We start from the raw sequence: 23,516 nt of genomic DNA, 5'->3' as shown, positions 1-23,516 counted from the left end.
CTCAAGGAATCGTTAAGCATAATTTTAAAGGGTTTCGCCGATGTCCGACGTCACGCACCCGATCCTCGCCGCCGCCGAGGGCCAGGCGATCCCGGTCCACCCGCTGGCCGAGAGCGAGGTCGAGGCGTTCCTGGCGCAAAAGCGTGCTCCGGTAAGGACTTACGCCGCCGCCAACAAGTTCTCCGGCAAGACCGGCCAGGTTCTGGCCGTCCCCGGCGCCAGCGGCGCGGTCGAGCGGGTGCTGCTGGGAACGGGTTCTGGCCGCGTTGATCTGTCGCTGTTTCGCACCCTGGCGGGCAAGCTGCCGGCTGGCGACTACGCCCTGGCCAAGCTGCCCAAGGGCGTGGATCCGGCCGAGGCGGCCCTTGCCTTCGCCCTCGGGACCTACCGCTTCGATCGCTACAAGAAGCGAGGAGAGGCGATCCCCCGCCTGGTCGCGCCCAAGGGCGTCGACGCCGCCGCCGTGACCGCCTTCGCCCACGCCTGCGCCCTGTGCCGCGACATGGTCAACACGCCGGCCAACGACATGGGCCCGCTGCAGATCGAGACCATCGCCGGCGAGATCGCCCAGAAGTACGGCGCGACCCTGTCGGTGGTGCGCGGCGATGACCTGCTGAAGGAGAACTACCCCGCCGTCCACGCCGTGGGCCGCGCCGCCGTCGACGCTCGCGCGCCGCGCATGATCGAGGTGTCGTGGGGCGATCCTTTGCATCCCGTGCTGGCCCTCGTCGGCAAGGGCGTGGTGTTCGACACCGGCGGCCTGGACATCAAGCCCTCGGCCGGCATGCGGCTGATGAAGAAGGACATGGGCGGCGCCGCCCACGCCTTGGCCCTGGGCCGCATGGTCATGGAGGCCAGGCTGCCGGTGCGCCTGGTCATCCTGACCCCCGTGGTCGAGAACGCCATCGCCGGCGACGCCATGCGCCCGGGCGACGTGCTTCAGACCCGCGCGGGCCTCACCGTCGAGGTCGGCAACACCGACGCCGAGGGCCGCCTGATCCTGGCCGACGCCCTGACCCGCGCCAGCGAGCTGAAGCCCGCCCTGACCCTGGACTTCGCCACCCTGACCGGCGCGGCCCGCATGGCCATGGGTCCGTTCGTGATCCCGTTCTGGACCGCCGACGACAAGCTGGCCGGCCAGATCGAGACGGCTTCGCGCCAGGTGTCCGACGCCCTGTGGCGCATGCCGCTGACCGAGGCCTATCGCGAGGCCCTGGACAGCGACATCGCCGACCTCAAGAACGACCCCGACGGCTGGGCCCAGGCCGGCGCCACCACGGCGGCCTTGTTCCTGCAGCGCTTCGCCCCAAATGGTGAGGAGGCGGGTCCCTGGGCCCACTTCGACGTCTTCGCCTGGAACCCCAAGGGACGCCCCGGATTCCCCGTAGGGGCGGAGGTCCAGGCCATCCGCGCCGCGTTCGCCATGATCAAGAGCCGCTTCGCATGACGCTAGATACTCGGATTACCCTGGCCCGCCCGGGCCTGGCCGACCAGCGCCTGGAAGGCCTGGCCCCGGCTGAGCGCTATGCCGAGAGCCGGATCATGGTCTGCGCGGTCCCGTCCACCGCCATCCGCGCCGCCGCCGCGCCCGACGCCGAGCAGTGGGACCAGCTGTTGTTCGGCGAGGTCTTCCGCGTGCTGGAAGAGAAGGACGGCTTTGCCTGGGGCCAAGCCCCGCGCGACGGCTATGTCGGTTATGTCGCCGTTTCCGACTTGGCCGAGCAGGGCCATCCGCCGACCCACGCGGTCAGCGCCATCCGCACCTACGCCTTCTCAAAGCCCGACATCAAGTCGCGGCCCGAGGGCCTGTATTCGCTCAATGCCCTCGTCACGATCGAGGCCCGCGAAGGCCGCTTCGCCAAGGGCGCCGGCACGGGCTGGTTCGTCGAGGACCACCTGACCGCGATCGGCCGGGGCCAGCGCGACTACGTGTCCGTCGCCGAGCAGTTCCTGGGCGCGCCCTACCAGTGGGGCGGTCGCGAAAGCCTGGGCCTGGACTGCTCGGGCCTGGTGCAGCAGGCCCTGTACGCCTGCGCCCGCGCCTGCCCGCGCGACACCGACATGCAGCGTGGCTTCTTCCCCGAGGTGGCCGAGGCCGACCGTCGGCGCGGCGACCTGGTCTTCTGGAAGGGCCACGTCGCCATCCTGCTGGACCGCGACACCATCTTGCACGCCAACGCCCACCACATGGCTACGGCGGTCGAGCCGCTCGCGCAGGCGGTGGCGCGGATCGAGGGGACGGCTACGGGCGGGGTGCTGGGGTATCGGCGGGTGTAGGCTACTTCACGCGCCTACTTCACCCACTGCGCCAGCCAGTCGACGATCGACTGCGGCGTCATGTGGCGGGCGTCGGTGAGGGCGAAGAAGGCGCCGTCATTGACCAGCTTGCCTTTCGTGTCGACCACCAGGAAGGACGGCACGCCCTTCAGCTTGTCGACGCCGTAGCGGGCCGGGATCTGCATGTTCTTGTCGTAGCGGCCGACATTGATCTCGACGATCTCGTAGTGCTTGTCGAACCAGCGCTTGACGTCGGGCTGTTCCAGGACGCCGGCGAAGACCCGGCAGTCGCCGCACCAGTTGCCGCCCAGGTCGATCAGAACGAGCTTCTTGGCCGCCTTGGCCTTCTTGATCGCGGCGGCCAGGTCGGCCTCGGCGTCGGCGCTCTCGTTGTAGGGATAGGGCAGGGGCGTCGGCAGGCCGTCGATCGACTTCAGGGCCACCGTGGGCGCTTTAGCCGCGAAGGCCAGGGCCGGGGTAGCGAGAGCCAGGAGGCCGGCGACGGCCAGGACGCGGAGCTTCATCGACATAAGGCTTTCAAGCGAACTTCAGGTCCGCAAAGCCTAGCTGCCGGATAGAAAAAGGGCCGCGAAGAAATCTTCGCGGCCCTTTCAGATTCGGTGATCCGCTTAAGAAGCGATCAGGCCTTCGGCGGCGCCGTATTGCCACCGGCTTGCGGGGCGGCCGGAGCGGCGGCCGCGCCAGCGGCCGGGGCGGTCGTGCCACCCGGAGCGCCCGGAGCAGCGGCGTCGGCGGCGGGAGCGCCAGCAGCGGCCGGAGCGGCGGCGGCGGCGGCCGGACGCGGCGGCGGCACGGGCAGCTTGCTGCCCAGGCTGTGCAGGTAGGCGATCATGGCGATCCGGTCTTCCGGCTTCTTCAGACCCACGAAGGTCATGTTGGTGCCGGGGACGTCCTTACCCGGAGCCTTCAGGAAGGTGTACAGGGCGTCGTAGTCCCACACCGGGGTCTTGCCCGAGAAGTCCTTCATCGCGCCCGAATAGTTGAAGCCCGGGTGCGCGGCCGGCTTGCGGCCGACGACGTCCCACAGGCCGGGGCCGGTGGCGTTGGCGTTCGAGGCGTCCAGCTTGTGGCAGGCGGCGCACTTGGCCGAGACGGCGGCGCCGGCGGCCACGTTGGCCGGGGTCAGCACGGCATTCCAGTCCGGCGGGGTGTCGACGGCTTCACCGCCGCCAGCCGATTCTTCCTGCACGGCGATCTCGTAGCCGGCCTTCTCGACTTCATGCTTCTTGAAGACGATGTCCGACGCTTCGCGCAGACCGAAGATAACGAGGCCGGTCAGCAGCACGCCGCCAGCGATCTTGTTGAACGTCAGGTCGCTCATTTCAGCCTTATCAGCCTCTTGTCGGCCCACCCGAGGGGGGCTTGGAACCCACGCGCTGGAATCCCCCCAACGCGCGTCATGTTGCGCTCGCGTCTCTTACACGCTACCGCCCCTCGCGCAACCGGTTGGCAAAGATTTGAGGCCACGAAACAGATGAAGCCGATCGTCCTGATCCCCGCGCGGATGGCGGCGACGCGTCTGCCGAACAAGCCGCTGGCCGATATCGGCGGCCTGCCGATGATCGTCCGGGTGCTGAACCAGGCCCTGGCGGCCGATATCGGCCCGGTGGCCGTGGCGGCCGGCGACGCGGAAATCGTCGAGGCGGTGCGGGCGGCCGGCGGGACGGCGGTGCTGACCGATCCAGACCTGCCCTCGGGCTCGGACCGCATCCTGGCGGCGCTGGCGGAACTTGATCCCCAGTTCGAGCACGACGTGGTCATCAACCTGCAGGGCGACATGCCGTTCGTCGATCCGGCGGTGCTGAGCGACTGCGCCAAGATCCTGGAAGAGTTCGGCGACGCCGACATCGCCACCGTGGTCGCGCCCGAGGCCTCGCCGGCCGACCGCAGCAATCCGGACGTCGTGAAGGCCGTTCTGGCCATGGAGGACGACGGCCAAAGCGGCCGGGCGCTCTATTTCACCCGCTCGACGCTTTATGGCGACGCGCCCGTGTGGCGCCACATCGGCATCTACGGCTATCGCCGCGAGGCGCTGGAAGCCTTCAACGCCGCCTCGCCCTCGCCGCTGGAGCAGCGCGAGAAGCTGGAACAGCTGCGCGCCCTGGAGCAGGGCATGATCATCCGCGCGGCCGTGGCGGCCGAAGCGCCGATCTCCGTCGACAATCCTTCCGACCTCGAAGCCGCGCGACAAGCGGCGGGAAAGTAAGAGCCCAATGAGCATCCTCAAGAAGATCGCCTTCCAGGGCGAGCCCGGCGCCAACAGCCACGAGGCCTGCCGCACGTACTTTCCCGAGTACGAGGCCTATCCCTGCAAGACCTTCGAGGAGGCCTTCGAGGCCATCAAGACGGGCGCGGCCCAGCTGGGCATGATCCCGATCGAGAACTCGATCGCCGGCCGGGTCGCCGACGTGCACCACCTGCTGCCGGCCTCGGGCCTGAAGATCATCGGCGAGCGCTTCAAGCCGATCCGCTTCCAGCTGATGGCCAACAAGGGCGTCAAGCTGGAGGACGTGAAGGTGGTCAGCTCGATGCCGATCGCGCTCAGCCAGTGCCGCAATAGCTTGAAGCGCCTGGGCGTCGAGACCGAGGCCGCCGGCGACACCGCCGGCGCGGCCAAGGCCCTGGCCCTGAAGCCCAACCCGACCCACGGCGCCGTGGCCCCGGCCCTAGCCGCCGAGATCTACGGCCTGGACATCCTGGCGCGCGACATCGAGGACGAGCGCCACAACACCACCCGCTTCCTGGTGATGACGGCTGACAAGACCCCGCCGGCCCCCGACTTCACCCACCGCTGCGTGACCAGCTTCGTGTTCCGCGTCCGCAACCTGCCGGCGGCGCTGTACAAGGCCCTGGGCGGTTTCGCGACCAACGGCGTCAACATGACCAAGCTGGAAAGCTACATGGAAGGCGGCGCCTTCACGGCGACCTTCTTCTACGCCGAGGTCGACGGCCGGCCCGAGGATCGTTCCCTGGCCCTGGCGCTGGACGAGCTGAAGTTCTTCTCCGAGCGCTTCGAGATCCTGGGCGTCTATCCGGCCGACCCGTTCCGCGACCGGGGGAACTAGGCCCTTCCCCAAACGTCACTATTTGCCAGAACGGCGTTCTCTGGTCTTCTCTCCGGGGTCATAACGAGAAATCCCTGGGGAGGGGACGCGAAGATGCAAACTTCGATGATCGCGCCGGTCATGGCGCTGGTGGGCTGGTCGCTGCTGATCTGGCTGTGGATGTACGTCCAGCGGATCCCGGCGATGCACAAGGCCGGGATCAAGCCGCAGGACGCGCGGTTTCCCGGCTCGCTGGACGTGCTGCCGGACGGAGCCCGGCAGGCGGCCGACAACTACAATCACCTGATGGAGCAGCCGACCATCTTCTACGCCGCCGCCCTGGCCATCCAGGTCGCGGGGCATGCCGACGGCATGGCCGTGCATTTCGCCTGGGTCTATGTCGGCGTGCGGGTGCTGCACAGCCTGCTGCAGATCAGCGTGAACCTGGTGGCGGTGCGGTTCTTGTTGTTCGTGGTGTCCACGGGCGTGCTGGCGGCGATGGTGGTGCGGGAGTTGATGAAGGTTTTCTAGAAGCAAATATCCTCGTCATCCCGGGCGGCGTAGCCGACCCGGGACCCAGGGGCAGCCGCAATGCCGTGGCCCCTGGGTCCCGGCTCTCCGCTTCGCTGCGGCCGGGATGACGAGAGAATTTGGACCAGAACTTAGTCGGCGGCGTCCAGCCCGATATCCAGCACCGCCGCCGAGTGCGTCAGCGCCCCGACGCTGATGACATCCACCCCCGTCTCGGCGATCGCCCGCACCGTGGTCAGGTTCACCCCGCCCGACGCCTCCAGCACCGCCCGGCCCTTGGCCAGGCTCACCGCCGTCCGCAGGTCGTCGAGGCTGAAGTTGTCCAGCATCACCACGTCCGGCCCGTGCTTCAGGGCCTCGTCCAGCTGGTCCAGGCCGTCGACCTCGACCTCCACCTTCACCAGGTGGCCGGCATGGGCGCGGGCCCGGCGGACGGCTTCGCCGACGCCGCCGCAGGCGACGACGTGGTTGTCCTTGATCAGGATGGCGTCATCCAGGCCGAAGCGGTGATTGACCCCGCCGCCGCAGCGGACGGCGTACTTCTCCAGCGCGCGCAGGCCCGGCGTGGTCTTGCGGGTGTCGACGATGGTCGCGTTCGTGCCCTCGACCAGGCGCACATAGGCCCGCGTCAGGGTGGCGATGCCCGACAGGCGACCCAAGAGGTTCAGGCCGGTGCGCTCGGCGATCAGGACGGCGCGGGCGTTGCCCTCGGCGCGGGCCAGGACCGTGCCGGGCAGGACGTCCGAGCCGTCCGGCGTCACCACCTCGAAGCTCGCCGTCGGGTCCAGGGCGGCCAGGGACAGGCGCGCGCAGGAAAGGCCCGAGACCCTCCCATCCTGCCGGCTGGCCCAGACCACCGACAGACGGGCGTCCGGGTCGATGCAGGCCTGGCCGGTGATGTCGCCGGCGCGGCCCAGGTCCTCGGCGAGCGCGAGATCAACGATGGGGCGGACGAGAATATCGTCCAAAGGCTGGATGCTCATTCGGCGGCGTAGCGGACGGCGGCGTCCGCGCTCGTAAGGGTCACGAAGGTGCGCACGGGCTGCGCCGTCGCGGGGAAGTCGCTGCGATAGTGGCCGCCACGGCTTTCCCGGCGGGCCAGGGCGGCGTCGATGATCAGGCGGGCGGCGACCAGCGGCGGGCAGGGGCCGTAGGCCGGCTCCAGTGCGTCGATCTGGGCCAGCAGGCGGGTCAGGCCGGCCTCGTCGCGGATGACGCCGGCGTCGCGGCTCATGGCCTTGCGCAGCACCTGCAGCGTGGCGACGGGCAGGTCGGGTAGGGGCTCCAGACTGACCGGCTCGCCGCCTTGCACGCCTTCGGCCGCTGCCGCATGGCCGGCGCGCGCGCCGAACACGGCCGCTTCCAGCAGGCTGTTGGAGGCCAGGCGGTTGGCGCCCTGCACGCCGGTCGAGGCGCACTCGCCGGCCGCGTACAGGCCCGGCAGGCTGGCGCGGCCGTCCAGGTCGGTGGCGACGCCGCCCATGTGATAGTGCACGGCCGGAACGACCGGGATCATCTCGCGGCGCGGATCGATGCCGGCGCTTTGGCAGGCCTCGAACACGGCCGGGAACTCGTGCGGGAAGTGGGCGCCGAGCGCCGTCGTGGCGTCGAGGAAGGCGCCGCGACCGGCCGCGCGCTCGGCGTGGATGGCGCGGGCGACGACGTCGCGCGGGGCCAGTTCCTTGGCCGGGTGGTAGTCGGCCATGAAGGCCTTGCCATCGGTATTGCGCAGGATCGAGCCTTCGCCGCGCAGGGCCTCGGTGGCCAGTGGCGCCGGATCGCGGCCGATGTCGATGGCCGTGGGGTGGAACTGCACGAACTCGGGATCGGCGATGGTTGCGCCGGCCAGAGCCGTCAGGCCCAGGCCCTCGCCGCGCACCTGGGCGGGGGTGGTGGTGACGGCGTAGAGGCCGCCGACGCCACCGGTGGCCAGGATCACGCTGTGGCTGCGGATCTCGACCAGCGCGCCGTCGATCTCGGCGAGGACCCCGACCACCCGGCCGGTCTTGTCCTGCAGCAGGCGGCGGGCGCGGGCGGTCTCGCGGACTTCGATGGTCGGCGTCGCGCGGACGGCGGCCACGACGGCGGCCATGATCGCCGCCCCGGCCCCGTCGCCGCCGACCCGGGCGACCCGGGCCTTGGCGTGAGCGGCCTCGAGGCTCAGCACGAAGTCGCCACCCGCCTTCCGGTCGAACGGCGCGCCCAGGGCGGCGAGGTCACGCACGGCCTGCGGGCCTTCGGTGGTTAGCAGCGCGACGGCGTTGGGATCGCACAGGCCAGCGCCGGCCGCGATGGTGTCGGCCGCGTGCAGCGCGGGCGTGTCGTCGGCGGCCAAGGCGGCCGCCATGCCGCCCTGCGCCCAGGCGCTGGAGCAGCCGGTGGCCAGCGGGGTGGGCGACAGCACCAGCGCCTTGCCGGCCGCCAGGGCAGCGGTGAGGCCAGCCAGGCCGGCGCCGAGGATCACGGGGCCGTCGAAGTTCACGCGTTCGGTCACTGAAAACGACTCCCAGGGGAGAGGGGAGAAAAAGGCGGCTTTAGATCAGCTCGACATCCACGTGATGCCGCGCCTTCACCAGGTCGTAGCGAGCCGGCACGGCCGGCGGCGGCAGGTCGATCATTCGCTGGACCGCCAGTCGCGCGCGGTCGAGGACGTCGGCGTCGACCGTGACCTCGTACTGCTCGTGGACCAGGGCGTCGTAGATGTTCTGCAGGGTGATGCGCTTCATGTGCGGGCACATGTTGCAGGGGCCGATGAACTGGGTCGCCGGGCTTTCGGCCTGGACGTTGCTGGCCATCGAGCACTCGGTGATCAGCACCACCTGGGCCGGCTTCTTGGCCGCCACATAGTCGTTCATCGCGGCGGTCGAGCCGGCGAAGTCGGCGGCTTCCAGGATCTCGGCCGGGCACTCGGGGTGGGCCAGGACTTCCGCGCCCGGCCAGGCCGCGCGCATGTCGGCGATGTCGCTGGCGGTGAAGCGCTTGTGCACCTCGCAGTGACCGGCCCAGGCGATGATCTTCACATCGGTCTGGCGGGCGACGTTGCGGGCCAGGAATTCGTCGGGGATCAGGATGACCTTGTCGACGCCCCATTCCTTGGCGGCCCACTCGACCACCTGCACGGCGTTGGCGCTGGTGCAGCAGATGTCGGTCTCGGCCTTCACGTCGGCCGTGGTGTTGACGTAGGTGACGACCGGCACGCCCGGATAGCGCTGCTTGATCAGTCGCACGTCGGCGCCGGTGATCGAGCTGGCCAGGCTGCAGCCTGCCTTGAGGTCGGGGATCAGGATCTTCTTCTCAGGGCTCAGGACCTTGCTGGTCTCGGCCATGAAGTGCACGCCGGCCTGGACGATGATCGCCGCATCGCTCTTGGCGGCCTCTTTCGCCAGGGCCAAGCTGTCGCCCACGAAGTCGCCCACGCCATGGAAGATGTCCGGCGTCATGTAGTTGTGGGCCAGGATGGCGGCGTTCTTCTCGCGCTTCAGCCGGTTGATCTCGGCGATCAGCGGAGCCTGCGCGCGCCACTCCATCGGGGTGACGTGGTGCTTGACCTTGTCCCAGACGCCGGCGGTCTCCGCCTCGATCTCAGCGGTGAACTCCCCCTTGAAGGGTTCTGGGGTCGCAGCAAACCCGTCGGCCATCTGATACTCCGTTATGCTCAAAGTGAGCATTTCCAGGGCCTCAAAAAACGCCGGAGCTGTACGGGGCGTTCCGCGGGGCTCGGCGTCCAGGTTATGCTGAAAATGAGCATAACCTTCCCGTCACATATAGCGCCTGCGCGTCGGAATGCAAACCCTGGAGAATCTGAAAGCAGGGGCGCCATTTTCTGAGGCGCGCGGCCCGGTGATCGGTGCAATGGATTGGGTGCGACGAGGCGTCGCGGCAGATATTGCTTGCCAAGAACAGCGTTCTCTTCGCTGGTTTTTATCCTTACACATCCGTAATGCGGAAGAAAAATTCCGCCACAGACGCTGCTACGCGGAGAGCACAGGCGTTAATTCCGTGACATTGAATGTACAGTATTTGCTGTACAAATAGTCCGTAACTAATTCATGCGTCGAGAAGCGCCCATCGATCGGCGTTATGCGAACCTGAAGTAGCATTTTTGTCTTTGTATTTATTTTCGTGCAACTTTTGAGTATTTGAATTACACACTTGTAACGATGTGACTTTAATGAGACAGCAATTTTGCGCCTCATTTCAAAGGTGCAATGTTCGTTGACCTGGGATCGTTTAGGTCCGTAGCTCCCCGCCAGCCGGATTCAACGAGGGGTCCGGAACGCGCAAGTTTGCATGCGCGCGCTAAGACGCTGGGGAGTTTAACCTTGATTACGAAGTCCATCCGGGAGCGCCTGCTGGCCTCCTCCATGATCTGCGGCATGGCCGTGCTGGCCGCTGGCCAAGCCGCCGCCCAGACCGCTCCGGCTCCGGCCGCCGAGCAACAAACCGAAGTCGAAGAGATCGTCGTCACCGGCTCGCTCTTCCGCCGCACCGACACGGAAACCCCGTCGCCGGTCACCGTGATGACCCAAGAGACGCTGGAACGCGCCGGCATCACCACGGCCACCGACGCCATCCGTTCGGTCTCGGCCGACGGCGCCGGCTCGATCGGCACCGGCTTCCAGAGCGGCTTCTCGGCCGGCGGTTCGGCCGTGTCGCTGCGCGGCCTGGGCGTTTCGTCGACCCTGGTTCTGGTCGACGGCCTGCGTTCGGCCAACTTCCCGATCAATGACGACGGCCACAACGCCTATGTCGACCTGAACTCGATCCCGTTCAGCCTGATCGACCGCATTGAAGTCCTGAAGGACGGCGCTTCGTCGTCGTACGGCGCCGACGCCATCGGCGGCGTTGTGAACCTGATCCTGAAGAAGACCTTCACCGGCGTGGCCGGCAGCGCCGAAATCGGCGAAAGCGATCGTGGCGACGCCGAGCACAAGCAGTTCGACCTGACCCTGGGCTACGGCGACTACGAGAAGACCGGCTGGAACTTCTACGTCAACGGCGAGTACCAGAAGGACGGCCGGGTCACCAACCACAGCCGCGGCTTCCCGTACAACACCCAGGACCTGAGCCGCATCGGCGGTCTGGACCAGAACACCGCCGACAGCACCCTGACCACGGCCACCCCGACGGCCGTCGTCGTGCGCACCACCCAGGGCGACCTGAACAACCCGCTGACGGGCGGCCTGGCGCCGTTCACCATCGGCACGGGCTCGACCGCCTACAGCGAATACACCTCGCTGGGCCTGGGCAACTGCGCCGCCGGCACCTACACCGTGACCACGGGCGGCGCCCGCGGCACCGGCTGTAAGTACGACCTGGTCGATCTGTACAACCAGATCCAGCCGCTGCAGGAGCGCTATGCGTTCAACGCGCGTCTGAGCATGCGCTTCAACGACAACATCGAGGGCTACCTGACCGGCAGCTTCTCGCATGACATGGTCAGCATCAAGAACGCCCCGCGCGCTCTGCGTGCGACCCAGCCCTTCGGCGGCGCGCCGGCGGTCTCGTCGCTGAACCCGGGCGTCGTCCTGCCGGTGTGGATCTGCTCGTCGGGCGTCAACTGCTCGACCGCCGTCGACCGCGCCCTGAACCCGAACAACCCGTACGCCGCCGCCTACGCGGCCGACCCGACCAACGGCGCGGCTCGCATCTACTACCTGTTCGGCGACATCCCCGCCGGCAGCGACCGCAGCAACGACGTCATCCGCGCCACGGCGGGCCTGAAGGGCACGTTCGGCGACGGTTGGGACTGGCGTGTCGAAGGCGTCGCCGCGCGCGACAACCTGAAGATCATCCAGTACGGCTTCATCAACATCGCCAACATGATGAAGGCGATCAACACGGGCGCGTACAACTTCGTCAATCCGAAGTCGAACACGGCCGCTCAGCGCAGCTTCATCTCGCCGGACATCAACACGCCGTCGCACTCGACGGTCATGTCGCTGGACGCGTCGGTGACCAAGGCGCTGTGGAGCCTGCCGGGCGGCGACATGCAGCTGGCCGTCGGCGCTCAGCTGCGTAAGGAAACCCTGGTCAACAACAACCAGAACGCCCGCCTGGACACCTACACCCTGACCACCTCGTCGGCCTTCGGCGAGCACACGGTCGCGGCCGGTTACTTCGAAGTCCTGGCGCCGGTGCACGACAAGCTCGAGCTGAACATCTCGGGCCGTTACGACGACTACTCGGAAGGCTTCCACCACTTCTCGCCGAAGTTCGGCGCGAAGTTCACGCCGTTCCGTCAGCTGGCCCTGCGCGGCACCTACTCGAAGGGCTTCCGCGCTCCGACCTTCGCCGAATCCGGCGCCCGGTCGCAGTACGCCGGCTTCTCGACCTTCACGACCCCGGCCGCCTTCCAGATCGCCCACGGCGGCCTGACCTCGGCCGGCAACACCAACCCGTACGCTCAGTCCTACTCGCTGGGCGGCGGCTATGTCGGCAACCCGGACCTGAAGCCGGAAAAGTCGCGCAGCTACACCTTCGGCGGCATCTTCGAGCCGACCCGCTGGTTCAGCGCCACGGTCGACTACTACAACGTCAAGAAGTCGGACCTGATCGTGGCCGGCCCGCTGCTGGCTAACGCCCGCAACGCCTACTACACCAAGACGACCGCCGCCGAAGGCTGCGCCGCCGTCGCGGCCGTGGGTCCGGGCTATTCGTGCAACCTGATCGACGCGATCGACCCGCTGTTCCCGACGGCGATGCCGCGCGTGCTGATCATCAACGCGCCGTTCGTGAACGCCGACTTCTCGACCACCGCGGGCGTCGACTTCGCGGCCACCGGCAAGTTCAACCTTGGCGACGCCAAGCTGACCAGCCGCGTGGAAGTGACCCACGTCCTGAAGTACGACCTGCACACCTCGGGCGGCGTGCAGAAGTACGCGGGCACCCTGGGCCCTTACCAGCTGTCCTCGGGCAACGGTACGCCGGACTGGCGTGGTAACTGGCAGAACTCGGTCGAGTTCGGCCGCTACACCCTGTCGGCCACGGCCTACTACGTTGGCAAGATCAAGTCGGTGGCCGCTGACCAGCGCACCAGCACCGACTGCGTCACCGCCAACCAGTACGCCACGGGCAACGCGGCCCTGGGTCAGCAGTTCTGCAACATCAAGCGCTTCATCAACGTCGACATGAACGGTTCGGCGAAGATCAACGATCAACTCACGATGTACGCCCACGTCGGCAACGTGTTTGACTCGCGCGCTCCGATCGCGCCGGGCGCCTACGCCTCGGCCCCGAACTTCCTGACGTCCTTCCACTATCCGGGCCTGATCGGCCGGACGTTCAAGGTTGGCGTGAAGTTCGACTACTAAGACGCTCTAGCCTCCGGAGCATTTCCCGGTCCGCAGGATCGGAGAAATGCTCCAAGGCTCTGAGGACAAAAAGATTGGGGCCGGCTCCGCGAGGAACCGGCCCCTTTTCTTTTGTGGCCTTCAACGCTCGTCGCGGGTCACCTGGCCGGACGGATGAAGTCCCAGGCGGTGATGACCTGGTGCGGGACGTTGACCTGGAACTCTTCCTGGCTGCCCCGGGCGAAGGTGAGCGGGGCGAAGGTGCTCAGGCCCAGGGTCGTCGTCGCATCGCCGCGCGAGACCGCCACGCCCGAGACGCGGCCCAGCTTGTTGGGATCGCGAGCGTCATCCTGCGTGGCCGGGCGCGGCGACTTGGCCGCGTCGAGCAGCAGATAGGTGCCGACCGGGCCGCTGCTGGTCGAACGACCACCCGCCCAGGCCACGGCCGCGGCCTCGGCGCGCGGATCGGCCGGGCCCGAGATCGAGCAGGTGCGGCGCTCGCCGCGATCCATGCGCTGGACGGCCGAGGTCAGGGTGTAGCCGTCGCGCGACCAGGCCTTGGCGCGGTCGAAACCTTGCGGCGTCTTGACGGTGCGCCAGCCCTTGGCGGCGGTGCGCACGCGCTCGGGCTGGGCGTTGCCCTGCACGCAGGCCTGCTGGAACTGGCTGAAGAGATCGGCTTGTTGAGCGGACGCGGCGGCCGGCAGGGCCAGGAGGGCGCCGGCGGCGAGGATCGACCATGTTGAGCGCATGGCAGGACTCCGGTTGACTGTTACCGGCCAAGCCTAATCCCCAAATGCGCGTACTGACAATCCCTAGGTTGAGTTTGGACCTGTGACAAAGAATTGCCCCGGAGCTTGTGGGCTCCGGGGCGAAAAGGGGCCGCCCGGCCGAGAGATCGGCCGGGCAGGGAAGGAAAGCGCCTACTTCAGCTTGGCGCTCAGCGAGACGCCGACGATGCGGGGCTCGTTGTAGACGGCGGCCATGTAGTTCTCGATCACGCCCTTAAGGTTCTTCTCGTTCGTGATGTTGCGGCCGAACAGGGCGATCTCGTAACCCTTGTCCAGGTTCTCGTAGCCCAGCTTCAGGCCGCCTTCGAAGGCGCCCTTGGCGTAGAACTCCTTGGTCTTGTAGAGCACGAAGTTCGTGTAGCCCTGGACGTTCCAGTCGGTGGCCACGAAGAAGCGGCCGGCGTCGCTGACCGGGATGTTGTAGCGGGCCGTGAAGTTCAGGTTGTACTTCGGGGCGTTCGGCAGCGGCTGGCCGTCGATCTGGGCGAAGGTGTTGGCCCCCACCTTGATCGTCGGGTTTTCGACCGTGCAGACCACCACGCCGTTCAGCGCGCAGACCTGGGCGTAGACGCGCTTGTCCTTGATCTCGCTGTGCAGGTAGCTGGCGCCGGCGGTCAGCAGCAGGTTCTGGACCGGACGCCATTCCATGTCGGCTTCGACGCCGTACGCCTGGGCCTTGTCGGCGTTGAACAGCACGCCGTTGCCGTTCGAGTCATTGCCGTTCAGCTGGATGTCCTTGACCTCATAGGTGAAGGCCGAGGCGTTGAAGCGCAGGGTGTTGTCGAGCAGGAAGCTCTTGAAGCCCACTTCGTACGACTGGATCGTTTCCGAGTCGGCGGTCGTGAAGTCGGCGTTGAACACCGCCGAGCGGCCCTGGATGGTCGGGCCGCGGAAGCCCTTGGCCGTACGGGCATAGAGGCTGACGTCCGGGTTCACCTGGTAGTTGGCCGACAGGTCCCAGCTGACCTGCTCGTCGGCCAGGCGCACATAGCGACGGCCGGTGTAGGTCGAGACGTTGGCGGCGTTGTTCGAGGTCTTCACCAGGACGGTCTTCTTGGCGTCGTAGGTGTCGCGAATGCCGGCCGTGATCGTCAGGGCGTCGGTCAGCTGGTAGCTGGCCTGGCCGAACACCGCCCACGAGGTGTTGAGGTTGTTCAGCAGCACCCAGTTGTTGGGGTTGTAGCCGGCCGAGGTCGGCAGCAGGAACACGCCGCGTTGGTCGAACTCGGTGGTGTCGCGCGAGTCGAAGTACAGGCCGCCGACCTGCCACTTCAGCTTGCCGTCGCCGTTGCTGGCCAGGCGGATTTCCTGGGTCAGCTGGTCCAGGTCGCGGACGCGGCCTTGCGACTGGCCAAAGCCGTTCGGCACGCCGCCGACCGGGAAGTTGGCGGCCGCGCCGCCGTCGGTGTCGCCGCGGCTGTAGCCCTTGGTGTGCTCCAGGGCGCTGATCGAGGTCAGGGTCACCGGGCCGAAGTCGTAGTCGACATGGGCCGAGATGCCGTAGGTGTCATAGGCCTGCGGGTTGTTGGCCGCCTCGTCGAAGGCGACCTTGTCGCGCGGGACGCTGACGTTGTTGCTGCCCTTGGTGATGGCGTTGCGCAGGAACAGGGTCGAGGTGCCCTCGTACGAGCGCACGTGGGCCGAGACCAGGGCCGACAGCTTGTCGTTCGGCTTGGCCAGCACCTGCAGGCGGGCGTCCTTTTCGGTGAAGCCGCCCATGGCGTTCTTCTTCGGCGTGACGGTGCCGTCGGCGCTGACGCCGTTGAAGGTGTTGTCCACCCAGTCGTCGCGGTGTTGGTACAGGACCGAGGCGCGGAACATCAGGCCGTCGGCGATCGGGCCGCCGACGCCGCCGTCAAAGGTGGTCGTGCCGTAGCTGCCGTACGAGGCCGAGAAGCGGCCCTTGAGGTCTTCGCTGGGCTTGATGGTGTCGAACTTGACGATGCCGGCGGTGGTGTTGCGGCCGAACAGCGAGCCTTGCGGGCCGCGCAGCACTTCGACCTGCTGGACGTCGAACACCGGGTTCGACTTCAGCACCACGTGCTCGAGGACGACGTCGTCCTGGATGATCGACACGGGCTGCGAGGCGCCCAGGTAGAAGTCGATGTTGCCGAGGCCGCGGATGTAGAAGCGCGGGAAGATCCGGCCCGTGGTGGTCTCGGCGTAGAAGCTGGGGACCTTGCCCGACAGGGCCAGGATGTCGCCGCCGTCGGCGGTGACGGCGCGCAGCTGGTCGCCCGAGACGGCGGCCACCGACAGCGGCGCCTTCTGCAGGTTTACCGAGCGGCGCTCGGCGGTGACGACGATTTCTTCCAGGGCGGTAGCGCTGGTCGTTTCAGCCTGAGCTTGTTGGGCGTGGGCGGCGCCGGCGAAGGCCAGGGTCGAGGAAGCCGCGCCCAGCAGCAGAGCCAGCTTGGGGGATTGGAGACGCATGGGGAGAGACCTTTCATCGCGGCCGTTGGCGGCCGTCTTCGTGAAGCGCCGGCGACCTGGCGGGAGCGAAGGCGATTCGTCCCGCCACCGGCGCGTCCGCGCTATAGGCCTCTTCCATGTCGGTTCAGTGAAGGACTTACTTACTTGAAGAGCTGTTTTTCCTTCTCCCCTTGCGGGAGAAGGTGTCAGCGTAGCTGACGGATGAGGGGTTGAAAGACCTGTCCGGATAGCGGAGCGCAACCCCTCACCCGACCCTGCGGGCCACCCTCTCCCGCAAGGGGAGAGGGCTTTCCAGCTAGAAGCCGACCCGCATGCCCAGGCGCAAGGACCCGCCCGAGCGGCCGCCGCCGCCTTCGCCCGTGCCTTCCACGAAGGTGACCACCGAACTGGCGACGCGGTAGCTGACGCCCGCGGTCAGCTGGCCGAAGGTGCGGCCGCCGTCCTTGGACAGGTGCTCGCTCTGGTCGCCGCTGACCAGGGTCAGGCCGTTCTTGATCGTGAAGTCATGCCCGACGAACGCCGCGCCATAGGTGGTGAACACCCCGCCCAGCGCTTCGCCCTGCACCGAACCGCGCACGCCCAGCTTGGCGATGAAGCCCGTGGCGTTGTCGAAGTCCAGCTTCTGCGAGAACACGTCCGCGTCGTCGAGGCGCGCGCTGACATAGTTGACGCTCAGCAGCTGCTCGTAGGCGGCGCCGTCGCCGCCCGAGCGCAGGCCGGCTTCCAGCTGGGCGCCGTAGGCCGTCCCGTCGAAGTCGGTCTTGAGGGCGTCCGGGCCATTGCTGACCTTGATCGACTGGCGGTCGACCTTGGCCAGGGCGTTCACGAAGAAGCCACCATGGGTCAGGGCCACATAGCCGCCGAAGTTGGCGACCTGCAGCTTGGCCTCCTGGCCGGCCAGGCCGCTGAAGCGCTGGCGGGCGTCGGCATAGCCGCCGGTCAGGCCCAGCAGGATGCGGCGATCGTCCATGCCGGCATTGATCAGATCAACGCCCATCTGGCCGCCATAAGTGGTCTGCTGGTAGTCCAGCGCCACCGTTCCGACCTTGTCGTCGCGCTCCAGGCGGCCGCCATAGGCCTGGCCCCAGACGCCGGCGCCGCTGGCGTCGTGGCCGGCGTCGCGCAGGCCGGCCACGTGGCTGCTCCAGACGTCCGCCGACTGGCGCCAGAGGTCGCGAACGCTCTCCGAGACCTTCAGCATCTCGTAGGTCCGCTGGCCGGCCACGCCCTTCAGGCGGTAGGTGACGCCCGAGGCTCCGGTGTCCTGCACGATGCTGTAGCGGATGAAGCCGATCTCGGCGTTCTCGACGGAGAAGGCGTCCTTGGCCGAGCCGGCGCCGGCCTGGACCAGCACCGGGCCCTTGTCGCCGGTCAGGGTCGCGGTCTTGGCCGACAGGCCGCCCAGCACGATGGCCGTCTTGCCGTTGGCGATGTCGCCGACCACCAGGCGGTCGGCGCCGCTGGCGCTGACGTCCAGGCCCAGGCGCGCCTTGCTCGAGCCGTTATAGTCGTCCGGCAGGGTCAGCACGTCGCCGACATGGCCGTTGCGCAGGTCGACCAGGCCGCCGTTCTTCAGCAGGTCCAGGCCGATCAGCGTGACCTGGGTTGGCGCGGTGGCATTGGCGCCGACCGTGATGGTCCCGAAGTTGGTGACCAGGTCCGAGCCCGCGCCAAAGTCGACGCTCTCGACCAGGTCGACGGTCTTGTCGTTGGTGATGTTGTCGTCGCTGTCGGAGAGGACCGTGTCGCCGAACTTCCTGGGCGGATCCTCGGCATGGGCCGCGAGCGGCGCGGCCAGGACCAGAGCGATGGCGGAGAGGGCTGCCGGCGTCACGCGGGGCAGCCAGGAACAACCCGCGGCGGCCTGGCCGGCGCGGTGAACTGGAAACAACACTTACAGACTCCGTAAGCGATCGCGCCCCCGCGATGCCTGGGGGTCTACTATGGCCGCGCTGTCGCAATCAAGGCGCAGTTGTGGTGGGGAGGTTGCGGGTCGCTATTCGGCATCCCGGCGCGCGAGGTCGAGGGACAGGACCGCGCCCGCGGCGCCACCCGCCTCGTAAGCCTGAGGCGCGACCATGCGGGTGGGGCGGCTCACGGTCCTTAGCTTCAGATCCAGTTTGTCGAGTTCGGCCTCGACGACCGCCGACTTGAGCACGACAAGATCGCGCCCGGCGTCGCTGTTGGCCTGATCGCGCCCGGCCTTCATCGCGGTCAGTTTGTCGGCGATGGACGCGACCATGCCCAGCATGAACGAGGCGTTCGCCATGTGCCGCTCATCGTGCCGAAACCGCTGATACTCGGCGGTGGTCTTGTAGCGGCCAAGCTCGAACCGGACGGCGCCGTCGACCAGTTCGCACAGGTAGTGCGCGGCCTCGATATCCGCGCGGAGGCCGAAGAAGACGTACCGCGCATCGCCCGCCGGGGTCTTCTCGCGCCAGACGCGGCAATCGCAGAAGGCCGCGATGGCCCCGATGCAGTCGCCCAGGGGGATCTTCTTGTTGAGGCGCGTTTCGTACACGCGCTGCTCGCACAGCGCTTGCCGAATTTCGACGTCGGTCAGCGACAGGTCGTAGCGGTCGAGCAGCTCGGCGACCTTGGCGGCGGCCGACAGGGCTTCGGCTTCGGTGCAGCCGTTGTCGGTGGTCTTGGCGCGCAGCCCCTGGATGCGGGCCTTCAGCCGATCAAGGTCGGTTTCGTTCATCGATTTCCCCCGCGCCGCACGTACGGCAGCACGAACAGATAGAGCCCCGAGGCCAGCAGCAGGATCAGCGGGATCAGCGCGAACAGGCCAACCCAGTAGGGCGGCTGGCCCTGGGTCATGACGATGATGTAGCCGAGGACGCCCGCGGTGAAGGCGATCGACAGCCAGCGGTGGGTCTGGCGGATCAGCTTGGTCATGACGCTCAGCCTTCCTTATCCAGCAGGGTGTCGAGTTTCTCGAGGAAGGTCTTCCAGCCGGCATGGGCGCCGCCGAAGGCCTGCTTCTGGTCGGGGCGGAAACCGGCCTGTTCCACGCGCAGGTGCGTGCCGGTCGGCGTCGGGGTGAGGGTGAAGGTCACGACGCTGGTCAGGTCGTAGGCCGGGTCCTCGTGCTTGAAGTTCCAGCTGTAGGACAGGCTGCTGTGGGGCTGGATCGTCAGCACTTCGCAGTCCAGAACGCCGCCCCATTCGCCGCGCAGGTTGAACCTGTGGCCGACCTGGGGCTGGAAGTCGTTCTTCATCAGCCATTCCTCCATCAGGTGCGGCTGGGTCAGGGCGCGCCAGAGCTTCTCCGGCGGATGGCGCAGGTCGCGCTCGATGACGACGGTCTTGGCATTTTCGCTAAGGGTGGGGGTCATTGGTCCATCCTGTTCAAAAGGTCCTCGAGCTTGTCGAACCGGCCTTCCCAGAAGCCGGCCATCCTGCTCGTCCAGTCGATCAGCGGGGCCAGGGCGTTCAGCTGGGCGCTGTAGTGCGTCTGGCGTCCCTCGTGCCGGTCGGCGACCAGGCCGGCGGTCTTCAGCACCGCCAGGTGCTTGGACACCGCCGGCTGGCTGACCCCCGCCTGAGCGGTGAGCGCGCCAACCGTCTGTTCGCCGTCCCGGCACAGGCGCTCGAAGAGCGCGCGGCGGGTCGGGTCGGCGAGGGTGCGGAAGAGGGTGTCGTGGGGTGTTTCCATGGGGGCTTATAACTGAGCGGCTATGGGTTTTCGTATAACTCTGGGGTTATGGGTTGGTCAAGGGGGTTAGCAGTTCAGCGTTTCATAGAGATCCAGCCACCGCGGGTTTTCACGCTCGATCAGTTCGAGCTTCCAGGCGCGTCGCCAGCGTTTGATACGCTTCTCGTGCAGGATCGCCTGATCGATCTCGGCGAACTCCTGGTACCAGACCAGCTTCGTCACATCGTACTTGGCGGTGAAGCCCTGCCTTTGGCCCTCGCGGTGCTCCCAGACGCGTCGGGAGAGGTTCGCTGTGACGCCTGTGTAGAGCGTGCCGTTTCGTCCGCTGGCGAGGATGTAGACGAACGACTGGTGTGGCATATAGCAATGTAACTATGGGTTGATTTTTCATTCAACCACACTCGTCATCCCGGCCGCAGCGAAGCGGAGAGCCGGGACCCAGGGGCCACGGCACTGCGGCTGCCCCTGGGTCCCGGGTCGGCTACGCCGCCCGGGATGACGAGAGAATTTGGAAGAGAAGAGGCGCCTAGTGCGGCCGCGCCTGCGCTAGCGCCTGCGCCAAGGTCTCCAGCGAGAACGGCTTGCTGATAAACGGCCAATCCCCCGCCCGCGCTCGCCCCTGGTCCCCGCCCGTGTAGCCCGAGCACAGCACCACCGGCAGTCCCGGCCGCGTCGCCGCCAGCTGCTCGGCCAAGTCGACGCCGCTCTTGCCGCCCGGCATGATCACGTCGCTGAGCACCAGCTGGATGCCATCGTCCTGGGCCAGCCGAGAGAGCGCCTCGTCCACCCCGCCGGCCCGCACCACGCTGTGCCCCAGGTCGTGCAGCATCACCCCGACCAGCTCGGCCACCTGCGGGTCGTCCTCGACCAGCAGCACGCGCGAGGGGACCTGGGCCTGGACGTGGTCGACGACCGGGGCGGTCTCGGCGTCGGCGACGCCTTCGTCGATCGGCAGCAGCAGGGCCACGGTCGCGCCCTGGCCGGGCTTGCTCTCGATGTCGACCGAGCCGCCCGACTGCCGCGCGAAGCCATAGACCTGGGACAGGCCCAGGCCCGTGCCCTCGCCGGGGGGCTTGGTGGTGAAGAACGGCTCGACCGCGCGGGCGATGGTGGCCGCGTCCATGCCGGCGCCGGTGTCGCGCACGGCCACCCGCAGGTACTGGCCGGGCTCCAGCTCGCCCTGCTTGCGGGTGATGGTGACCGGCCGGCTCTCGATGGTGACCTCGCCGCCGGGCGGGGTGGCGTCGCGAGCATTGACGACCAGGTTCAAGAGCGCCGCCTCGAACTGGCCGGCATCGATCCGGGCTGCCCGCACCCCCGCGCCGAGCCGCAGGTGGAAGGTGTAGGCGTCGCCCAGGGCGCGTTTCAGCAGCCCCTCGCACTCGGCGATCAGGCGGTCGACGCGGCAGACCTCGGGCTTCAGCGGCTGGCGGCGGGCGAAGGCCAGCAGGTGCTGGGTCAGCTTCTCGCCGCGCTTGGCCGCCGCGAGGGCCGCGCCGATCATCTTCTCGCGCCGGCGTTCGTCTTCCGGGTGGCGCTCGACCACGTCCAGGGCCCCGATGATCACGGTCAGCAGGTTGTTGAAGTCGTGGGCCACGCCGCCGGTCAGCTGACCGATGGCCTCCAGCTTCTGCGACTGGAGGAGGGCGGCCTGGGCGGCGTCGCGCTCGGCCACGGCGGCCTCGACGCGTTCTTCCAGGAGCTCGTTGACCCCGGTCAGCTTGGCCTCGGCCTGCTTGGCGTCGGTGGTGTCGAAGGCGATGCCGATGAAGCCGATGAAACCGCCGTCGGGTCCGAAGCGCGGCTGCGAGAACGACTTCAGCCAGCGCCACTCGCCGTCGTTGCGGCGATAGCGGCCCTCCAGGTGGAACGGTTTGCGCGAGGCCTCGCCGGCCACCTGGGCCTTCAGGATGTTCGGCAGGTCCTCGGGGAACAGCCGCGTGCGCCAGTCCATGGTCAGGGCGCCGTCATAGTCCAGGCCCGCGAACTCGACATAGGCCTTGTTGACGAACTCGCGGATGCCGCCGGGGCGCGAGACCCACATAAGGGCCGGGGCGCTGTCGGCCAGGTTCCGGAAGCGGGCCTCGCTCTCGCGCACCTGTTCCTCGGCGCGGCGGCGGTTGGTGACGTCGAAGTTCAGGCCGATCATGCGGATCGGCTTGCCCTCCTCGTCGCGGATCACCTCGCCGCGGCCGTGCACCCAGCGCTCGCCCTGGCTGGTGTCGGCCAGGCGGTACTCGACCTCGTATTCCTCCAGGCCCTGGAGGGCCCGCCGCACTCGGTCGCGGGTCATCTCGCGGTCGTCGGGATGGACATAGGTCGGCAGGTCCTCGATCCGCACTCGGCCATGGTCGGGCGCGCCCATGTTCCGCCGCGCGCCAGGCGACAGGAAGAGGTCGCCGCTGACCATGTCGTAGTCCCACGGACCCACGCCGGCCGCCGTCTGGGTCACGCGCAGGCGGGCCTCGGCGTCGGCGCGCTCCTCGCGGGCCCGGGCCAGCATCCGCATGGCGCCGCGCAGGCCCTCGGCGGCGGCCACGATCATCACCGCGCACAGCAGGAAGATGACCAGGGTGGCCAGCTCGTCTTCCGAGATCGCGGTCGTGCCCTGGTCGGTCCACAGCCACCACCCGAACGCCGCCCCCGCGCTCAGCGGGACCAGGCCCCAGCGCCAGCCGGCGTACAGCGTGACCAGCATGATGGCCGGGAAGAACGGCTGGGTGGCCCCTACGCCGCCGTGCAGGCCCAAGAGGGCCACCCGCATCAGCACGGCCATGGCCACGCCGATCAACGCGGCCACGGCGCATCGCCACGCCGGTGGTGGAACCGGAGGGATAAGCCACGCGCTAACTAGAGCATGGATTCGACGGTGCTCGTCGGAAGCCAAGTTCGGGGCGTCTTCTTTTACCACCTCTGCTCCCCGCAAAGATGTCTTGCCAAGAGCATGGACACGCTTACCTAGAGCACGCAACCGAGGAGATCAGTGATGGCCGACACCTTGAACACCGGGCTGAGCGCCAAGCAGCGCGCCGACATCGCCGCGTCGCTGAACAAGGTCTTGGCCGACAGCTACGCGCTCTATCTCAAGACGCATGGTTATCACTGGAACGTCCGGGGTCCGAACTTCCAGTCCCTGCACGTTCTGCTGGAAGGCCAGTACCAGGAAGAGTGGGCGGCGCTGGACGACATCGCCGAGCGTATTCGCGCATTGGGCGAGCTGGCGCCGATGGGCTACGGCGCCTTCGGCAACCTCTCCAGCCTCAAGGACGGCAATCCCGAAAATGAGTGGGAAGCCATGCTCAGCGAGCTGAAGGCCGACAACGAAACGGTTATCCGCACCCTGCGCGACGCCTTCCCGATCGCCGACGACGCCGGCGACGAGGCCACGGCCGACCTGCTGACCCAGCGCCTCCAGGCTCACGAAAAGCACGCCTGGATGATCCGCTCTACTCTCGGTAGCAAGTAG

At 67.8% G+C, this 23,516-nt stretch carries 22 protein-coding genes and 2 pseudogenes; 9 read left to right on the top strand and 15 right to left on the bottom strand.

Annotated elements, in window-relative coordinates:
* The first annotated feature begins 40 nt into the window (after positions 1-40).
* Both J7528_RS03630 and J7528_RS03625 read left to right on the top strand, forming a co-directional pair.
* Positions 41-1,447, top strand: a complete 1,407-nt coding sequence (locus tag J7528_RS03630; RefSeq protein ID WP_291871442.1) for a M17 family metallopeptidase — start codon at positions 41-43, stop codon at positions 1,445-1,447.
* The gene (locus J7528_RS03625) at positions 1,444-2,277 is read left to right on the top strand and encodes an NlpC/P60 family protein (RefSeq protein ID WP_291871440.1); all 834 of its coding nucleotides are present in this window, start codon (positions 1,444-1,446) and stop codon (positions 2,275-2,277) included. Before J7528_RS03630 ends, J7528_RS03625 begins: the two co-directional genes overlap by 4 nt.
* A 14-nt stretch (positions 2,278-2,291) precedes the next feature.
* Here the strand turns inward: J7528_RS03625 and J7528_RS03620 are convergent, their stop codons facing one another.
* Positions 2,292-2,807 (bottom strand): thioredoxin family protein, encoded by a 516-nt coding sequence (locus J7528_RS03620; protein ID WP_291871437.1) that lies wholly within the window; start codon positions 2,805-2,807, stop codon positions 2,292-2,294.
* 110 nt (positions 2,808-2,917) lie between these two features.
* The gene (locus tag J7528_RS03615; RefSeq protein WP_291871435.1) at positions 2,918-3,619 is read right to left on the bottom strand and encodes a cytochrome c family protein; all 702 of its coding nucleotides are present in this window, start codon (positions 3,617-3,619) and stop codon (positions 2,918-2,920) included.
* A gap of 153 nt (positions 3,620-3,772) precedes the next feature.
* Between J7528_RS03615 and J7528_RS03610 the strand changes: the two genes are divergently transcribed.
* From J7528_RS03610 to J7528_RS03600, 3 genes are all read left to right on the top strand, one after another.
* Positions 3,773-4,504 (top strand): 3-deoxy-manno-octulosonate cytidylyltransferase, encoded by a 732-nt coding sequence (locus J7528_RS03610; RefSeq protein WP_291871433.1) that lies wholly within the window; start codon positions 3,773-3,775, stop codon positions 4,502-4,504.
* A gap of 7 nt (positions 4,505-4,511) precedes the next feature.
* Positions 4,512-5,363 (top strand): prephenate dehydratase, encoded by an 852-nt coding sequence (locus J7528_RS03605; protein WP_291871431.1) that lies wholly within the window; start codon positions 4,512-4,514, stop codon positions 5,361-5,363.
* Between the two features lie 93 nt (positions 5,364-5,456).
* A complete protein-coding gene (locus J7528_RS03600) occupies positions 5,457-5,873 on the top strand; it encodes an MAPEG family protein (protein ID WP_291871429.1) in 417 nt (138 codons plus the stop codon).
* Between the two features lie 31 nt (positions 5,874-5,904).
* Here the strand turns inward: J7528_RS03600 and J7528_RS03595 are convergent.
* The 4 genes and pseudogenes from J7528_RS03595 to nadA all read right to left on the bottom strand — a co-directional run.
* Positions 5,905-6,030, bottom strand: a pseudogene (locus J7528_RS03595) (hypothetical protein); the annotation flags it as partial.
* Entirely contained in the window at positions 6,005-6,856 is an 852-nt protein-coding gene (nadC, locus tag J7528_RS03590) for a carboxylating nicotinate-nucleotide diphosphorylase (protein WP_291871427.1), read from the bottom strand. The pseudogene J7528_RS03595 and the gene nadC, both read right to left, overlap by 26 nt.
* Complete coding sequence (locus tag J7528_RS03585; protein WP_291871425.1) at positions 6,853-8,367, bottom strand: L-aspartate oxidase; 1,515 nt, start codon at positions 8,365-8,367, stop codon at positions 6,853-6,855. The genes nadC and J7528_RS03585 overlap by 4 nt, the downstream gene beginning before the upstream one ends.
* Positions 8,368-8,407: 40 nt before the next feature.
* The gene (gene nadA, locus J7528_RS03580; RefSeq protein ID WP_291871423.1) at positions 8,408-9,511 is read right to left on the bottom strand and encodes a quinolinate synthase NadA; all 1,104 of its coding nucleotides are present in this window, start codon (positions 9,509-9,511) and stop codon (positions 8,408-8,410) included.
* A 145-nt stretch (positions 9,512-9,656) separates the two neighbouring features.
* On the opposite strand from nadA, the gene J7528_RS03575 reads away from it, so the two are divergent.
* Together J7528_RS03575 and J7528_RS03570 are read left to right on the top strand one after the other, a co-directional pair.
* On the top strand, positions 9,657-9,908 hold the full coding sequence (locus tag J7528_RS03575; protein WP_291871421.1) for a hypothetical protein: 252 nt from the start codon (positions 9,657-9,659) through the stop codon (positions 9,906-9,908).
* Between the two features lie 287 nt (positions 9,909-10,195).
* The gene (locus tag J7528_RS03570; protein WP_291871419.1) at positions 10,196-13,186 is read left to right on the top strand and encodes a TonB-dependent receptor; all 2,991 of its coding nucleotides are present in this window, start codon (positions 10,196-10,198) and stop codon (positions 13,184-13,186) included.
* A 137-nt stretch (positions 13,187-13,323) separates the two neighbouring features.
* Here the strand turns inward: J7528_RS03570 and J7528_RS03565 are convergent, their stop codons facing one another.
* From J7528_RS03565 to J7528_RS03530, 8 genes are all read right to left on the bottom strand, one after another.
* Positions 13,324-13,917: a hypothetical protein gene (locus J7528_RS03565; protein ID WP_291871417.1), complete on the bottom strand. Its 594-nt coding sequence runs from the start codon at positions 13,915-13,917 to the stop codon at positions 13,324-13,326.
* A 171-nt stretch (positions 13,918-14,088) separates the two neighbouring features.
* Positions 14,089-16,389 carry a TonB-dependent receptor gene (locus tag J7528_RS03560; RefSeq protein ID WP_291871415.1) on the bottom strand — a complete coding sequence of 767 codons (2,301 nt, stop codon included), beginning with the start codon at positions 16,387-16,389 and terminating at the stop codon, positions 14,089-14,091.
* A gap of 295 nt (positions 16,390-16,684) precedes the next feature.
* Positions 16,685-18,223, bottom strand: coding sequence for an autotransporter outer membrane beta-barrel domain-containing protein (locus J7528_RS03555; protein ID WP_291871413.1), 1,539 nt, complete (start codon positions 18,221-18,223; stop codon positions 16,685-16,687).
* A 162-nt stretch (positions 18,224-18,385) separates the two neighbouring features.
* Positions 18,386-19,093, bottom strand: coding sequence for a DUF2786 domain-containing protein (locus tag J7528_RS03550; protein ID WP_291871412.1), 708 nt, complete (start codon positions 19,091-19,093; stop codon positions 18,386-18,388).
* On the bottom strand, positions 19,090-19,290 hold the full coding sequence (locus J7528_RS03545) for a hypothetical protein (RefSeq protein ID WP_291871409.1): 201 nt from the start codon (positions 19,288-19,290) through the stop codon (positions 19,090-19,092). The genes J7528_RS03550 and J7528_RS03545 overlap by 4 nt, the downstream gene beginning before the upstream one ends.
* A 5-nt stretch (positions 19,291-19,295) precedes the next feature.
* Positions 19,296-19,730, bottom strand: coding sequence for an SRPBCC domain-containing protein (locus J7528_RS03540; protein WP_291871407.1), 435 nt, complete (start codon positions 19,728-19,730; stop codon positions 19,296-19,298).
* Positions 19,727-20,050: a metalloregulator ArsR/SmtB family transcription factor gene (locus J7528_RS03535; protein WP_291871405.1), complete on the bottom strand. Its 324-nt coding sequence runs from the start codon at positions 20,048-20,050 to the stop codon at positions 19,727-19,729. The genes J7528_RS03540 and J7528_RS03535 overlap by 4 nt, the downstream gene beginning before the upstream one ends.
* Positions 20,051-20,116: 66 nt before the next feature.
* Positions 20,117-20,410, bottom strand: coding sequence for a GIY-YIG nuclease family protein (locus J7528_RS03530; protein WP_291871403.1), 294 nt, complete (start codon positions 20,408-20,410; stop codon positions 20,117-20,119).
* 45 nt (positions 20,411-20,455) lie between these two features.
* Between J7528_RS03530 and J7528_RS03525 the strand changes: the two are divergent.
* Positions 20,456-20,580, top strand: a pseudogene (locus J7528_RS03525) (hypothetical protein); the annotation flags it as partial.
* Here J7528_RS03525 and J7528_RS03520 read toward each other — a convergent pair.
* Positions 20,577-22,976: a PAS domain-containing protein gene (locus tag J7528_RS03520; protein WP_291871401.1), complete on the bottom strand. Its 2,400-nt coding sequence runs from the start codon at positions 22,974-22,976 to the stop codon at positions 20,577-20,579. The pseudogene J7528_RS03525 and the gene J7528_RS03520 sit on opposite strands and share 4 nt — an antisense overlap.
* Positions 22,977-23,036: 60 nt before the next feature.
* Between J7528_RS03520 and J7528_RS03515 the strand changes: the two genes are divergently transcribed.
* Positions 23,037-23,516: a Dps family protein gene (locus tag J7528_RS03515; protein ID WP_291871399.1), complete on the top strand. Its 480-nt coding sequence runs from the start codon at positions 23,037-23,039 to the stop codon at positions 23,514-23,516.

Origin of the sequence: Caulobacter sp. (assembly GCF_017744445.1) — a bacterium.
Taxonomy (GTDB): domain Bacteria; phylum Pseudomonadota; class Alphaproteobacteria; order Caulobacterales; family Caulobacteraceae; genus Caulobacter.
Note: the sequence above shows the minus strand (reverse complement) of the source record. Positions and strands in the feature narration are given on the sequence as shown.

Bases quoted from the DNA above. Each gene is read 5' to 3' on its own strand.
- J7528_RS03610 (WP_291871433.1), top strand. From the start codon at position 3,773: ATGAAGCCGATCGTCCTGATCCCCGCGCGGATGGCGGCGACGCGTCTG.
- J7528_RS03535 (WP_291871405.1), bottom strand. From the start codon at position 20,050: ATGGAAACACCCCACGACACCCTCTTCCGCACCCTCGCCGACCCGACC.
- J7528_RS03540 (WP_291871407.1), bottom strand. From the start codon at position 19,730: ATGACCCCCACCCTTAGCGAAAATGCCAAGACCGTCGTCATCGAGCGC.
- J7528_RS03600 (WP_291871429.1), top strand. From the start codon at position 5,457: ATGCAAACTTCGATGATCGCGCCGGTCATGGCGCTGGTGGGCTGGTCG.
- J7528_RS03565 (WP_291871417.1), bottom strand. From the start codon at position 13,917: ATGCGCTCAACATGGTCGATCCTCGCCGCCGGCGCCCTCCTGGCCCTG.
- J7528_RS03630 (WP_291871442.1), top strand. From the start codon at position 41: ATGTCCGACGTCACGCACCCGATCCTCGCCGCCGCCGAGGGCCAGGCG.
- J7528_RS03620 (WP_291871437.1), bottom strand. From the start codon at position 2,807: ATGTCGATGAAGCTCCGCGTCCTGGCCGTCGCCGGCCTCCTGGCTCTC.
- J7528_RS03530 (WP_291871403.1), bottom strand. From the start codon at position 20,410: ATGCCACACCAGTCGTTCGTCTACATCCTCGCCAGCGGACGAAACGGC.
- J7528_RS03545 (WP_291871409.1), bottom strand. From the start codon at position 19,290: ATGACCAAGCTGATCCGCCAGACCCACCGCTGGCTGTCGATCGCCTTC.
- J7528_RS03605 (WP_291871431.1), top strand. From the start codon at position 4,512: ATGAGCATCCTCAAGAAGATCGCCTTCCAGGGCGAGCCCGGCGCCAAC.
- J7528_RS03615 (WP_291871435.1), bottom strand. From the start codon at position 3,619: ATGAGCGACCTGACGTTCAACAAGATCGCTGGCGGCGTGCTGCTGACC.
- nadC (WP_291871427.1), bottom strand. From the start codon at position 6,856: ATGAGCATCCAGCCTTTGGACGATATTCTCGTCCGCCCCATCGTTGAT.
- J7528_RS03515 (WP_291871399.1), top strand. From the start codon at position 23,037: ATGGCCGACACCTTGAACACCGGGCTGAGCGCCAAGCAGCGCGCCGAC.
- J7528_RS03560 (WP_291871415.1), bottom strand. From the start codon at position 16,389: ATGCGTCTCCAATCCCCCAAGCTGGCTCTGCTGCTGGGCGCGGCTTCC.
- J7528_RS03575 (WP_291871421.1), top strand. From the start codon at position 9,657: ATGCAAACCCTGGAGAATCTGAAAGCAGGGGCGCCATTTTCTGAGGCG.
- J7528_RS03625 (WP_291871440.1), top strand. From the start codon at position 1,444: ATGACGCTAGATACTCGGATTACCCTGGCCCGCCCGGGCCTGGCCGAC.
- J7528_RS03550 (WP_291871412.1), bottom strand. From the start codon at position 19,093: ATGAACGAAACCGACCTTGATCGGCTGAAGGCCCGCATCCAGGGGCTG.
- nadA (WP_291871423.1), bottom strand. From the start codon at position 9,511: ATGGCCGACGGGTTTGCTGCGACCCCAGAACCCTTCAAGGGGGAGTTC.